Raw genomic sequence first — 12,167 nt, 5'->3', positions numbered from 1 at the left:
GACGGCCAGGACACCCAGGATATTCCGAGGCACCGACAGCACGGTCGCGGGTATGGTCTCCGCGCGATGAACACACCGAACTCCCAGGCCGCGCCCCGGGCGGCCGGCGAACCAGCCGTGCCCGCCCATATTGCCGACATGGCCTCCCGGCTCACCGCACAGCCCGGCATCCGGGCCGTCGCACTGGGCGGCAGCCGGGCCCGTGGCACCCACCGTCCGGACTCCGACTGGGATCTGGGCGTGTACTACCGCGGCTCCCCCGACGTGGCCGCACTGACCGCGCTGGCGTCCGAGGTGCAGGGCTCCCCCGCCGAGGTCGCCGGTCCCGGCGGATGGGGGCCGTGGGTCGACGGCGGGGCCTGGCTGCGGGTGGACGGCGTCCCGGTGGACTGGATCCTGCGGGATCTGGACCGGGTGGAGGCGGTCTGGGCGGACTGCCGCGAGGGGCGCTTCGAAGTGGGCGTGCAGCCCGGGCACCCGCTCGGGTTCTGGTCCCCCGCGTACCCCGGCGAGGTGGCGCTGGGGCGCGTACTCGCCGATACCCAAGGGGAATTGACGGCGCTTCAGCAGGAGACCCGGAACTATCCGGAGCCACTGCGCACCGCGCTCGTCGAAGCGTCCTGGGAGGCGGACTTCTCGGTGGACGCCGCCCGCAAGTCGGCTCCCGGCGGTGACACGCTCCATGTCTCGCTGTGCCTGTCACGGGCGTTCGGCATCCTCACCCAGTCCCTCCATGCCCACCACCGCACCTGGTGCCTGAACGAGAAGGGCGCGTCGGCCGCGGCAGCCGCCCTGCCGGACACCCCCGCGCACTACACCGAACGGATCGGCGAGGCGCTGCGGGGCCTGGACCCGGAGGCGGTGGAGCGGGCGGCGGAGCTGGTGCGGGACGTTCGCTCGGTCCTTGCGGCGGGCGGCGGAGAAGGCTGAGACGGGGGCGGGGGGCCGGCCCTGTTCGCCGGGCGGCCCGTGTGCGGGTGCCCCGCGCCCCGACCGCTCAGTCCTGCCGGATGACCGTGACGCAGCGCGCGAGCAGGGCTCGCAGAGCGTCCCGTTCCTCCAGGGTGAACTCGTCGGCCAGCCGACGCTCGATCCGTACCGCCTGTTCGTCGGCGAGCCGGAGCGTTTCGCGGCCCGTTTCGGTGAGCCGGGTCTCCAGCATCTTCTGATGCCACTGGTGCACCGACCGGACGACCAGGCCGCGCTCTTCGAGGTGTTTCAGCACCGCCGCCATCGCCTGCGGTGTGACCAGGCATGTTCGCGCCAGCGCGGCGCCCGAGATCCCGGGGTTGTCGGCGAGGGCGAACAGCGCCGCGTACTGGGCGACGGTGAGACCCGCGTCCTTGAGAGCGGCGCTCTTGGCCGCCATGAGTGCCTGCTCCGCGCGCTTGATGTCCGCACCCAGGCGTTCGTCGGCGGTCATTCCCATGGCGGCGAGCGTACAGGCACGGTCATCGGTCAAGTCTGGATGTTGCATCAAGACCTTGATATAACTCAATCAATGGAGACTCACGCGATGGAGAACCGCGCCACCGGGACCCGTGCCGCAGGGGCCCGACCCGATTCCACCTTCGACAAGACCGTCCTGGTCACCGGTGCCACCCAGGGAATGGGCCGTCGGCTCGCACTCGACCTGGCCCGCCGGGGCGCGACGCTGCTGCTGCACGGCCGGGACCGGGCCCGGCTGGACGAAGCCGCCGCCGAAGTGCGTGCGGCCGGGTCCGGAGCGACTGTGTGCACCTATCTCGCGGACCTGGCCGACCTGGACCGTGTCCGGGCCATGGCCGCCGCGGTCCGCGAGCGGGAGCCCCGGCTCGATGTCCTGGTCAACAATGCCGTGGCGGGTGGCGGCGCCGCTCCGCTCCGGCGCGAGGTGAGCCGCCAGGGCCATGAACTCCGGTTCGCGGTGAACCACTTGGCGCCGTGCCTGCTGACCCGTGAGCTGTTGCCGCTGCTCACCGCGTCCGCGCCCGCCCGTGTGGTCAACGTGGCCTCGATCGGCCAGGCGCCCGTCGATTTCGACGACGTCATGATGGAGCGCGGCTACGAGGGGCTGGAGGCGTACTGCCGCAGCAAGCTCGCACTGATCATGTCGACCTTTGATCTGGCGGACCGGATCGCGGGCAGCGGGGTCACGGTCAACGCCCTGCACCCGGCGCATCTGATGGACACCCGGGGCGTGCGGGAGTACGGGCTCACGCCGGCCCTCCCGGTGGAGGAGGGCGTACGCCCCACCGTCCGGCTGATCACCGACCCGGCCCTGTCCGGTGTCACCGGCAGATACTTCGACCGGTTCACGGACACCCCCGCCCACGAGCAGGCGTACGATCCGCGGGCCCGAGCCCGGCTCGCGGCGCTGACCCGCGAACTCCTCGCCTGACCGGGGGTCCCGGTCAGGCTCCGTCGCGGAGCGCCTGGAGGACGCGTTCGACGGTCTCCTCGTCGCGGGCCGCAGTGAACGGCAGGGCGTTGCCGCCGGCGATGCGGAACGGCGCGCCCGAGAGGGTGGCCTGGGCGCCGCCCGCCTCAGTGACCAGCAGCAGGCCCGCCGCGTGGTCCCAGGCGTACTCCCAGTTGAAGGCGACCGCGTCCTGGTCGCCACGGGCGATGGCGAGGTACTCGAGGCCCGCCGAACCGCAGGGGCGTGCCTCGATCCCCTCGGTGCGCAGGCCGAGCAGGGCGCGCTTCTGGGCGTCGGTGGTGTAGTCGGGGTGCGACATCGCCACGTGCAGAACGGCCCCGGGGGCGGGTGAGCCGGAGCGTATCGGCTTGCCGTTGAGCGTGGCGCCGCGGCCGCGGACCGCGATGGCCATCTCGTCCAGGGCCGCGGCGTACGTCCATGAGGCCAGGAGTTCGCCGCGGTGGGCGAGGGCGACCAGGGTGCAGAAGCCCGGTTCGCCGCGGACGAACTGGCGGGTGCCGTCGACCGGGTCGACGATCCACACGGGTGCGTCGCCGCCCAGGGCGTCGTACACCTTCGGGTCGGCGTGGACCGCCTCCTCTCCGACGACGACCGAGCCGGGCAGAAGCCTGGTCAGGGATGCGGTGAGGTGTTCCTCGGCGAGACGGTCGGCGATGGTGACGAGGTCGTGCGGGCCGCTCTTCTCGACGATCTCGTGCGCGGCGAGCTGCCGGAAGCGGGGCATGATCTCGGCAGCGGCCGCTGCGCGTACCGCCGCCTCGACCTCGGTCAGGTCTCCGGCCAGGAATTCATCGATCATGCCCCCAGCCAATCACGTTGCGCCGGGATGCCGACGACCTGGTCATGTCGGGGAAGTGGCCGCTCAGCGTCCTACGGCGTACCCCTGCATGCCCCGCGGGTTGGCGGCCGCGGAGAGCACTCCGGTCTCCGGGTCGCGGGCCACGGCGCACATCCGGCCCTCGGACCATGGGTCGCCGACGGTGACGTCATGGCCGCGGCGGCGCAGTTCCTCGACGACCTCAGGGTCCATGCCCTCCTCGACGGTGACGCTGCCGGGACGCATCCCGCGCGGGTAGAAGGAGCCCGGGAAGCTGTCGTTGTGCCAGTTCGGGGCGTCGATGGCGCCCTGGAGGTCGAGTCCGCCGCGGACTCCGGCGCGCAGCGCGACGGCCAGGAAGAAGTGCACCTGCCACTGGTCCTGCTGGTCGCCGCCGGGCGTACCGAACGCCATCACCGGGACGCCGTCGCGCAGGGCGAGGGACGGGGTGAGGGTGGTGCGGGGGCGCCGGCCGGGGGTGAGGGAGTTCGGCAGGCCCTCGTCCAGCCAGGCCATCTGGAGCCGGGTGCCGAGCGGGAAGCCGAGCTCCGGCACGACGGGGTTGGACTGGAGCCAGCCGCCGCTGGGCGTGGCGGAGATCATGTTGCCCCAGCGGTCGACCACATCGACATGGCAGGTGTCGCCACGGGTCGTGCCGTCCTTGGCGACGGTCGGCTCGCCGACGCCCGCCGTCGGGATGCCCATGGCGAAGAAACCGGTCTCGCCGGAGGCGACCGCGTGGGCGTGGACGCTGAGCACGGGGGTGCGGCCGTCCGGGCTGCCGGGGCGCAGCTCGTGCGAGGCCTCGGCGGTGACGAGGGTACGGCGCTCGGCGTTGTACGGCTCCGAGAGCAGGGTGTCCAGGGGTACGTCGGCGGCGTCGCCGTACCAGGCCTCGCGGTCGGCCATGGCGAGCTTGCAGCCCTCGATGAGCAGGTGGACGTAGTCGGCGCTGCCGTACCGCGGCAGCTCGGCGGGGAGCAGGGCGAGCTGCTGGAGGAAGGCGGGTCCCTGGCTCCACCCCGCCGCCTTGGCGAGCGTCCAGCCGTTCCAGTCGTACGTGGCGGGCGCCTCGTAGGACGCGGACCAGCCGGCCAGGTCGGCGGCGGTGAGGGTGCCGGTGTGGCGGGAGCCGCTGGTGTCCATGGTGGGGCGGGCGGCCTGGCGGACCAGCGCCTCGGCGATGAAGCCCTCGCTCCAGATGGTGCGGGCGGCGTCGATCTGGGCGACCCGGTCCGCGCCGCCGGTCCCCTCCGCCTCGGCGATCAGCCGGCGCCAGGTCGCGGCGAGCGCGGGGTTGCGGAACAGTTCGCCCGGTCCGGGCGGCTTGCCGCCGGGCAGGTACACGTCGGCGGAGGACTGCCACTCGGTCTCGAAGAGTTCGCGGACGGTCTCCACGGTCTGGCCGACCCGCTCGACGGGTGCGTGGCCGTCCTCGGCGTAGCCGATCGCGTACCGCAGCACCTCGGCGACGGTCCGGGTGCCGTGGTCGCGCAGCAACAGCATCCAGGCGTCGAAGGCGCCCGGAACGGCCGCGGCGAGCGGTCCGGTGCCGGGGACCAGATCGAGGCCGAGGGAGCGGTAGTGGGCGACGGTCGCGCCCGCGGGGGCCGGGCCCTGGCCGCACAGCACCCGCACCTCGCCGTCCTTCGGCGCCAGGATCATCGGCACTTCGCCGGCCGGGCCGTTGAGGTGCGGTTCGACGACATGGAGTACGAAGCCGGCGGCGACGGCCGCGTCGTAGGCGTTGCCGCCGTCCTCCAGGACGGCCATCGCGGACTGCGAGGCGAGCCAGTGGGTGGAGGACACCATGCCGAAGGTGCCCTGGAGAGTGGGACGAGTGGTGAACATGCCCTGACTCCTTGTCACTTGAACGAATGCGGAGGCACGGATGACGCTCACCGACCGGCCCGGAGAGAATCCAGTCGGTTCAGAACCGCTCCTCCGCCGCCCCGACCATCGGGCAGACTATCGATCACCCGACGCCGCTTCGGGCCCGCCTCCGGCGAGGATCGCCGGGGCGAAGGGGCCTGCACACGGAAGGAACCACGAGGACGATCAGAACCACTCGTCGTGTGCGGGTGGTTCGCAGAGCTCGAAGACCACCTCGCCCGCATCCGCGTCGCCGCCCGCGACCGGGCGGACCCGGGCACCGGCCGCCACCAGGTGCGGTGCGGCGCCGACGACGCGGCAGCGGAACACGAAGCCCTCGGGGAGCCGGACGAGGGACTCGTTGCGCGCCGCTTCCGTGTAGCGGTGCACGACGCCGGACCTCACCACGACGCCCAGCCCGGCGCTGTGTTCGGGCTTCAGATCACTCGATGCGCACACCGGACACAGCAGCCTCCGGAAGGAGGCCGTGCCGCACCAGCGGCACCGGTGGTAGTGCAGGCCGGCTTCCTCATGCACCGTCTGCACGGTGCCACTTGACGAATGGGACATGTTCGACCCCCTGCGCTCGGCTCGGATGCGCCACACCTGCGCGTCGGCGCGTCCGCACCATAGGGCACTCAGTGCCGAAACGTAAAGACACTCAGTGCCAGATCAAGCCGGACCGAGTGGGCAGCCCCGCCCGATGGCCGACTCGATCTGCTGCACGACGCGCCACATCGGAGCGCCCTTCGCGGCGACCATCACCACCACATCACCGTCGGCCGAAGGCATGGGCGCATTCCCGGCCGCCGCACTCCCCCACACCTGGCGCACCATCCCGAGGGCGTGATCGACGGCCGCCTCCGCGTCGCCCTCACCGCCCGAACGCAGCCATGTCCGCAGCCCGTTGTTGTGCGCGGCGACCACGGACGCGGCGATCACCTCGGCGCGCAGCGCCCCGTCGCCCGATTCGCCGTACCTGCCGCGCAGATAGCCGGCCATCGTCTGCTCGTACCGCCGCACCACGGACAGTTCGTAGGTACGCAGCCCGGGGACCTCCCGGGTGAGCCGGTACCGCTGGACGGAGAACTCGGGGTTGGCGGAGTACATGCGCAGCACCAGCCTGGCCGCGTCGCTCACCACGTCCACCGGCTCGACGTCGCCGGCCTCCGCGAGGAACGCGGTCATGTCGGCGAGGCACCGCTCATGGTCCGGGAAGACCGCGTCCTCCTTGGACGGGAAGTACCGGAAGAACGACCGGCGCCCGACCCCGGCCCGCGCCACGATGTCGTCCACCGTGGTCCGTTCGAAGCCCCGCTCCAGGAAGAGCTGGAATGCCGCCTCGGCGAGCACCTCACGCATCGGGGTCTTCTTCGCCGGCCTGCTCGAGTCAGTCATGCCGGGAACGTAGCACCGGAACGCCCATTCTGGCACCGGGTTCCTTTACAGGGGGTACTGAGTGCCATATCGTCATCCTACGAACCACACCCAGGTAGGAGAGCCGGCGTGAGCTTGAGGATCGTTGTCTGTGTGAAGTACGTGCCCGACGCCACCGGTGACCGGCATTTCGCCGATGACCTGACGGTGGACCGTGAGGATGTGGACGGTCTGCTGTCGGAGCTGGACGAGTACGCGGTGGAGCAGGCGCTGCAGATCGCGGACGAGGCGGACGATGCGGAGATCACTGTGTTGACGGTGGGTCCGGAGGATGCCAAGGACGCGTTGCGCAAGGCGTTGTCGATGGGTGCGGACAAGGCTGTTCATGTCGAGGACGACGGTCTGCACGGCAGTGATGTGATGGGTACGTCGCTGGTGCTGGCGAAGGCGGTGGAGAAGGCCGGGTACGACCTGGTCATTTCCGGGATGGCGTCGACGGACGGCACGATGGGTGTGGTTCCGGCGTTGCTGGCGGAGCGGTTGGGTGTTCCGCAGGTGTCGTTGTTGTCCGAGGTGTCGGTCGAGGGTGGTGTGGTGCGGGGGCGTCGTGACGGTGACACGGCGTCCGAGCAGCTGGAGGCGTCGTTGCCGGCGGTGGTGTCGGTGACGGACCAGTCGGGTGAGGCGCGTTACCCGTCGTTCAAGGGGATCATGGCGGCGAAGAAGAAGCCGGTGGAGTCCTGGGATCTGGGGGATCTGGGGATCGGGGCGGACGAGGTGGGTCTGGCGGGTGCGTGGACGGTGGTCGATTCGGCTGCGGAGCGTCCGGCGCGGAGCGCGGGCACGATCGTGAAGGACGAGGGTGAGGGCGGGCGTCGGCTGGCCGAGTTCCTCGCGGGTCAGAAGTTCATCTGATCGGGTTCCGGTTCCGGTCCCTCTGTTCCTCTTCCCTTCTTTGCTACTCGCAGGAGATTGAAGTCCCATGGCTGAAGTTCTTGTTCTTGTCGATCACGTGGACGGTGCGGTCCGCAAGCCCACGCTGGAGCTTTTGACGCTGGCGCGTCGGGTCGGTGAGCCGGTCGCGCTCGCGGTGGGTGCCGGTGCTGCGGGTACGGCCGCGGTGCTGGCGGAGCACGGTGCGGTGAGGGTGCTGACGGTGGATGCTCCGGAGTTCGCGGAGTACCTGGTCGTGCCGAAGGTGGATGCGCTGCAGGCGGCGTACGCGGTGGTGTCGCCGGTGGCGGTGCTGGTGCCGTCGTCGGCGGAGGGCAAGGAGATCGCGGCGCGTCTCGCGGTGCGGATCGGTTCCGGTCTGATCACCGACGCGGTCGACATCGAGGCGGGTGAGGAGGGTCCGGTCGCGACGCAGTCCGCGTTCGCGGCGTCGTTCACGACGAGGTCCCGGGTCTCCCGGGGTACTCCGGTGATCACGGTGAAGCCGAACTCGGCTCCGGTGGAGGCGGCTGCGGCGGCGGGTGCGGCGGCGGGTGCGGTCGAGGCGCTGGAGGTGTCGTTCTCGGCGCAGGCGACGGGGACCAGGGTCACTTCGCGGACGCCGCGGGAGTCGACGGGCCGTCCGGAGCTGACCGAGGCCGCGATCGTCGTCTCCGGCGGGCGTGGTGTCAACGGTGCGGAGAACTTCCACCTCATCGAGTCGCTCGCCGACTCCCTCGGTGCGGCCGTCGGTGCCTCGCGGGCCGCGGTGGACGCCGGGTGGTACCCGCACTCCAGCCAGGTCGGGCAGACCGGCAAGTCCGTCTCGCCGCAGCTGTACATCGCGTCGGGCATCTCGGGCGCGATCCAGCACCGGGCGGGCATGCAGACGTCCAAGACGATCGTCGCGATCAACAAGGACGCCGAGGCCCCGATCTTCGACCTCGTCGACTACGGCGTCGTCGGCGACCTCTTCCAGGTCGTCCCCCAGCTCACCGAAGAGGTCAACTCCCGCAAGGGCTGACCCGCGGCCGAGCCGCAACCCTCTCGACGGTCCGGGGCCGTGTGGTGCGTGTGCACCACACGGCCCCGCACCGTTCCCGATCACCGCAGCACATGGTAAAAGCACGGCAAAACGCGCACGTCAAGCAGCTACCCGGTCCACCTGAGTGATCCTTTTCGGACTTTCCCGCCCACCGAGCCCTCGCGACTCCGGAACCCTCGTCGCCGGCCCTATGCTCTACACGTCTGTAGAGCACGGGAGCCGCCCCTGGCACTCCCGTGCTCGCCCGTACCCCTCGTACGCACGTAAGGGAGTGAACGCCTCAATGGTGTTCAAACGACTGCTCGGCTCGCTCGGCGTGGGCGGCCCCACCGTCGACACCGTCCTCACCACCGGGGCAGCCGCTCCCGGCGGTCCGCTGTCCGGCCAGGTCCATCTCCAGGGCGGCAGCGCCGACTTCGACATCGACCACATCGCGCTGGAACTCGTCGCGCGGGTGGAGGCCGAGCGCGAGGAGGGGGAGGAAGAGCACGTCGTGGTCTTCGAGCGCTTCACCGTCGGCGGCGGCTTCCGGCTGGCCGAGGGCGAGCAGCTCAGCGTGCCGTTCACGGTCGCGCTGCCATGGGAGACACCGATCACCGAGCTGTACGGGCAGAGCCTGGGCATCGTGCTCGGCGTACGCACAGAGCTGTCGGTCGCCGGGGCCAAGGACAAGGGCGACCTCGATCGGCTCGCGGTGGGCCCGCTGCCGGTGCAGGAGATGATCCTCGAAGCGTTCGGGCAGCTCGGCTTCGGCTTCGATTCCGCGGATCTGGAGTACGGCCGCATCGGCGGCACCGGCCAGCAACTCCCCTTCTACCAGGAGATCGAGCTGACCCCGTCGCCGCAGTACGCGCACGCGGTCAACGAGATCGAGGTGACCTTCCTCGCCACCGCGGGCGGCATGGAGGTGGTCCTGGAGGCCGACAGACGCGGTGGGCTCCACTCCGGCGGGCACGATGCGCTCACCCGGTTCACGGTCGCGCACGACGGAATCCACCATCAGGACTGGCGGGCGCTCGTCGACGGCTGGCTCCGGCAGCTGATCGAGCACCGCTCCGCGTACGCGGCGGGCTCGGCGTACGGACACGGCGATCCGTACGCCGAGCACCACGGTCACGAGCCCGGTCACGGCCACCACGAGGACCACCATCACGACGGCGGTCACCGCTCCGGTCCGGGCCTGGGCACGGCCGTCGCGGTGGGCGCGGCCGGGCTCGCGGTCGGCGTCGTCGTCGGAGGCATGGTCGCCGCCGAAGCCGTGGACGAGGTGGGGGACTTCTTCGAGGACGACAACGATGACGAGGGCGGTGACGACTGATGTTCGGAATCAGCGAGCTCGCGATCATCCTGATCGTGGTCGTACTCGTCCTGGGTGCCAAGCGGCTCCCCGACCTGGCCCGTTCCGCGGGCAAGTCGGCCCGCATCCTCAAGGCCGAGGCGAAGGCGATGAAGGAGACGCAGAGCCCCGAGGGGGACTCGGGGACGCCTCGTGTGATTCGCGGCGAGACCGTCGGCCGGCAGGATGCCGGGGACCCGAAGCCGGATACGGCGCAACAGCCTCGAGGCCGCACCTGAGAAGCGCCGGACCGGCCGGCGTCCACACCGTCAGGGAGTGCACGCCTCGGCGATCGACAGGCTGTTCTCGTACAGGTGGTGCCGGGTGATCCGGCCGTCCTCGACGGTGAGGCGCAGCGCGAAGGGGCCCTCGAAGGACTTTCCCGTCGCGCGGACGGTCCCCGAGAGGTGCCCCATCAGGACGGCGTCGGTTCCGTCGACGAGGAAGGTGTCGATGGACGCCCGGGAGTCCTCGGGCACGGTGTGCTCGGTCAACTCCGTGAACTGGACGGCGCATTCGGCGGCAGTGGAGCGGGGCCGGATCCAGGGGACCACGGGGTTCTCGGCGAGCAGCCAGTCGACGTCGTCGGCGAAGAGCGCCGTGAGCCCTTCGGTGTCCCCGGCGAGGCGGAGGTCGAGGAACTTCTGGACGGTGGCGCGGGTGGCGTCCGCGGTGGTGTTGGGCTTCATGTGGCCCAGCTTGCCGGGACGCTGACGGAGCGTCGATTACGTCGGAGGTAAGGGCGGGCGGAGGCCGGGGCCGCGCGGTGTGGCGGGCTCGCCACCACGTGCCGCCCGTCGGTCCAGAGGCCCGCGTCGCCCGCGCCGTCGACCCCCAACTCCCGAAGGAGGATGCCGGTGGTGAGGTCCCACAGCCGTGCCGGACCGCCCCCGCCGCACAGGCCGAGCCGCCCGTCGGGGGAGATCGCGACCATGCCCCTGGAGAAGACCCCCGGCAACGTCCGGATCAGTGTCGCTTCGCGGAGTCCGTCCGGTGCCGACGCCCGTGCTGCCCGATCGCCGGGGTTCTCCGCCCGCGGAACCGACTGCTCTTCGTCCACGATCCCCACCCCCGTGCCTTCAGCCGAACGATCGCGGCCCAGTGTGCCCGAACCGGCCGGCGCGTGGGGCCCATGCCTTGAGCCTGGCGGCGACCGTCCGGGGCTCCCTGCCCGGCGCCCCGCAGGGCCGGACAGCGCGTCCGTCACGGTGAGCGCGGGAACTAAACCGCACAGTGGTGGCGTTATGGGTGTTCGGTACCGATTCGTAGAGCGGTCGGGCGGATGTGGAGGCAAGGCTGTGCACGGTGAGTACAAGGTCCCCGGCGGCAAGCTCGTCGTGGTGGATCTCGATGTCGAGGGCGGGGCACTGCGCAACGTACGGGTCGCCGGGGACTTCTTCCTCGAACCCGACGAGGCGATCCTCGCGATCGACGCGGCGCTGGAGGGCGCACCGGCCAACACCGACACCGCCGGTCTCGCCGCCCGGATCGACGCGGCTCTTCCCGCCTCGACCGTGATGCTCGGCCTCACCTCCGAGGGCGTCGCCGTCGCCGTACGCCGGGCGCTCGCGCACGCCACCGAGTGGAGCGACTACGACTGGCAGCTCATCCACGAGGCGCCGCAGTCACCCGCGCTCCACATGGCCCTCGACGAGGTCATCACCGCCGAGGTCGCCGCGGGACGCCGCCCGCCCACGCTCCGGGTCTGGGAGTGGGACTCCCCCGCCGTGATCATCGGCAGCTTCCAGTCCCTGCGCAACGAGGTCGATCCGGAAGGCGCCGAACGCCACGGCGTCACGGTCGTGCGCCGGGTGTCCGGCGGTGGGGCCATGTTCGTGGAGCCGGGCAACACCATCACGTACTCGCTCTCGGTGCCGGACGCCCTCGTCTCCGGTCTTTCGTTCGCTGACAGCTACGCCTATCTCGACGACTGGGTGCTCGGTGCGCTCGGCGAGATGGGCATCAGGGCCTGGTACCAGCCGCTCAACGACATCGCCACGGACGCCGGGAAGATCGCGGGCGCCGCCCAGAAGCGGGTGGTCGGCGGGGAAGGTGCCGTCCTGCACCACGTGACCATGTCGTACGACATCGACGCCGACAAGATGCTGGAGGTGCTGCGGATCGGCAAGGAGAAGCTCTCCGACAAGGGCACCAAGAGCGCGAAGAAGCGCGTCGACCCGCTGCGCCGTCAGACGGGACTGGCGCGCGAGGCCGTCATCGAGCGGATGATCGACTCCTTCCGCACCCGGCACGGCCTCACCCGGGGCAAGGTGACGGACGAGGAGATGGCGCGGGCCGAGGATCTGGTGCGGACGAAATTCGGCACAGCGGAATGGACCGCCCGGGTGCCGTGAGACCGGTACGC

The 12,167-nt window shown here is 71.0% G+C and carries 14 protein-coding genes; 7 read left to right on the top strand and 7 right to left on the bottom strand.

The window, feature by feature from the left end; all coding sequences use genetic code 11:
- The first annotated feature begins 138 nt into the window (after positions 1 to 138).
- Entirely contained in the window at positions 139 to 930 is a 792-nt protein-coding gene (locus OG978_RS34180; RefSeq protein WP_326770250.1) for a nucleotidyltransferase domain-containing protein, read from the top strand.
- A gap of 67 nt (positions 931 to 997) precedes the next feature.
- Here the strand turns inward: OG978_RS34180 and OG978_RS34175 are convergent, their stop codons facing one another.
- Positions 998 to 1,462, bottom strand: a complete 465-nt coding sequence (locus OG978_RS34175; RefSeq protein WP_326768924.1) for a MarR family winged helix-turn-helix transcriptional regulator — start codon at positions 1,460 to 1,462, stop codon at positions 998 to 1,000.
- Positions 1,463 to 1,516: 54 nt separating this feature from the next.
- Between OG978_RS34175 and OG978_RS34170 the strand changes: the two genes are divergently transcribed.
- A complete protein-coding gene (locus OG978_RS34170) occupies positions 1,517 to 2,380 on the top strand; it encodes an SDR family NAD(P)-dependent oxidoreductase (RefSeq protein WP_326770249.1) in 864 nt (287 codons plus the stop codon).
- A gap of 13 nt (positions 2,381 to 2,393) precedes the next feature.
- Here OG978_RS34170 and OG978_RS34165 read toward each other — a convergent pair whose 3' ends face one another.
- The 4 genes from OG978_RS34165 to OG978_RS34150 all read right to left on the bottom strand — a co-directional run bounded on the left by OG978_RS34165 (position 2,394) and on the right by OG978_RS34150 (position 6,473).
- Entirely contained in the window at positions 2,394 to 3,221 is an 828-nt protein-coding gene (locus OG978_RS34165; RefSeq protein ID WP_326768923.1) for an inositol monophosphatase family protein, read from the bottom strand.
- 63 nt (positions 3,222 to 3,284) lie between these two features.
- On the bottom strand, positions 3,285 to 5,090 hold the full coding sequence (locus OG978_RS34160; protein ID WP_326768922.1) for a gamma-glutamyltransferase family protein: 1,806 nt from the start codon (positions 5,088 to 5,090) through the stop codon (positions 3,285 to 3,287).
- Positions 5,091 to 5,297: 207 nt separating this feature from the next.
- Positions 5,298 to 5,681, bottom strand: a complete 384-nt coding sequence (locus OG978_RS34155) for a Zn-ribbon domain-containing OB-fold protein (RefSeq protein ID WP_326768921.1) — start codon at positions 5,679 to 5,681, stop codon at positions 5,298 to 5,300.
- Between the two features lie 102 nt (positions 5,682 to 5,783).
- Positions 5,784 to 6,473 carry a TetR family transcriptional regulator gene (locus tag OG978_RS34150; protein WP_326770248.1) on the bottom strand — a complete coding sequence of 230 codons (690 nt, stop codon included), beginning with the start codon at positions 6,471 to 6,473 and terminating at the stop codon, positions 5,784 to 5,786.
- 144 nt (positions 6,474 to 6,617) lie between these two features.
- Between OG978_RS34150 and OG978_RS34145 the strand changes: the two genes are divergently transcribed.
- The 4 genes from OG978_RS34145 (at position 6,618) to OG978_RS34130 (ending at position 10,041) form a co-directional block, all read left to right on the top strand.
- Positions 6,618 to 7,403: an electron transfer flavoprotein subunit beta/FixA family protein gene (locus tag OG978_RS34145; protein WP_326764081.1), complete on the top strand. Its 786-nt coding sequence runs from the start codon at positions 6,618 to 6,620 to the stop codon at positions 7,401 to 7,403.
- A 67-nt stretch (positions 7,404 to 7,470) separates the two neighbouring features.
- The gene (locus OG978_RS34140; protein WP_326768920.1) at positions 7,471 to 8,445 is read left to right on the top strand and encodes an electron transfer flavoprotein subunit alpha/FixB family protein; all 975 of its coding nucleotides are present in this window, start codon (positions 7,471 to 7,473) and stop codon (positions 8,443 to 8,445) included.
- Between the two features lie 304 nt (positions 8,446 to 8,749).
- Positions 8,750 to 9,784 carry a sporulation protein gene (locus OG978_RS34135; RefSeq protein ID WP_326768919.1) on the top strand — a complete coding sequence of 345 codons (1,035 nt, stop codon included), beginning with the start codon at positions 8,750 to 8,752 and terminating at the stop codon, positions 9,782 to 9,784.
- Entirely contained in the window at positions 9,784 to 10,041 is a 258-nt protein-coding gene (locus tag OG978_RS34130) for a twin-arginine translocase TatA/TatE family subunit (RefSeq protein WP_326768918.1), read from the top strand. Before OG978_RS34135 ends, OG978_RS34130 begins: the two co-directional genes overlap by 1 nt.
- A 30-nt stretch (positions 10,042 to 10,071) precedes the next feature.
- Here OG978_RS34130 and OG978_RS34125 read toward each other — a convergent pair whose 3' ends face one another.
- Both OG978_RS34125 and OG978_RS34120 read right to left on the bottom strand, forming a co-directional pair.
- On the bottom strand, positions 10,072 to 10,491 hold the full coding sequence (locus tag OG978_RS34125; protein ID WP_326768917.1) for a nuclear transport factor 2 family protein: 420 nt from the start codon (positions 10,489 to 10,491) through the stop codon (positions 10,072 to 10,074).
- Complete coding sequence (locus OG978_RS34120; RefSeq protein ID WP_326768916.1) at positions 10,488 to 10,862, bottom strand: hypothetical protein; 375 nt, start codon at positions 10,860 to 10,862, stop codon at positions 10,488 to 10,490. Before OG978_RS34120 ends, OG978_RS34125 begins: the two co-directional genes overlap by 4 nt.
- Before the next feature lie 238 nt (positions 10,863 to 11,100).
- Between OG978_RS34120 and OG978_RS34115 the strand changes: the two genes are divergently transcribed.
- Positions 11,101 to 12,156 carry a lipoate--protein ligase family protein gene (locus tag OG978_RS34115; protein WP_326768915.1) on the top strand — a complete coding sequence of 352 codons (1,056 nt, stop codon included), beginning with the start codon at positions 11,101 to 11,103 and terminating at the stop codon, positions 12,154 to 12,156.
- Positions 12,157 to 12,167 lie beyond the last annotated feature (11 nt).

This window comes from Streptomyces sp. NBC_01591 (assembly GCF_035918155.1).
Classification (GTDB): domain Bacteria; phylum Actinomycetota; class Actinomycetes; order Streptomycetales; family Streptomycetaceae; genus Streptomyces.
Note: the sequence above shows the minus strand (reverse complement) of the source record. Positions and strands in the feature narration are given on the sequence as shown.

Coding starts and splice junctions, on each gene's coding strand:
- OG978_RS34125 (WP_326768917.1), bottom strand. CDS start 10,491: ATGAAGCCCAACACCACCGCGGACGCCACCCGCGCCACCGTCCAGAAG.
- OG978_RS34155 (WP_326768921.1), bottom strand. CDS start 5,681: ATGTCCCATTCGTCAAGTGGCACCGTGCAGACGGTGCATGAGGAAGCC.
- OG978_RS34160 (WP_326768922.1), bottom strand. CDS start 5,090: ATGTTCACCACTCGTCCCACTCTCCAGGGCACCTTCGGCATGGTGTCC.
- OG978_RS34130 (WP_326768918.1), top strand. CDS start 9,784: ATGTTCGGAATCAGCGAGCTCGCGATCATCCTGATCGTGGTCGTACTC.
- OG978_RS34140 (WP_326768920.1), top strand. CDS start 7,471: ATGGCTGAAGTTCTTGTTCTTGTCGATCACGTGGACGGTGCGGTCCGC.
- OG978_RS34180 (WP_326770250.1), top strand. CDS start 139: ATGGCCTCCCGGCTCACCGCACAGCCCGGCATCCGGGCCGTCGCACTG.
- OG978_RS34150 (WP_326770248.1), bottom strand. CDS start 6,473: ATGCGTGAGGTGCTCGCCGAGGCGGCATTCCAGCTCTTCCTGGAGCGG.
- OG978_RS34165 (WP_326768923.1), bottom strand. CDS start 3,221: ATGATCGATGAATTCCTGGCCGGAGACCTGACCGAGGTCGAGGCGGCG.
- OG978_RS34135 (WP_326768919.1), top strand. CDS start 8,750: ATGGTGTTCAAACGACTGCTCGGCTCGCTCGGCGTGGGCGGCCCCACC.
- OG978_RS34170 (WP_326770249.1), top strand. CDS start 1,517: ATGGAGAACCGCGCCACCGGGACCCGTGCCGCAGGGGCCCGACCCGAT.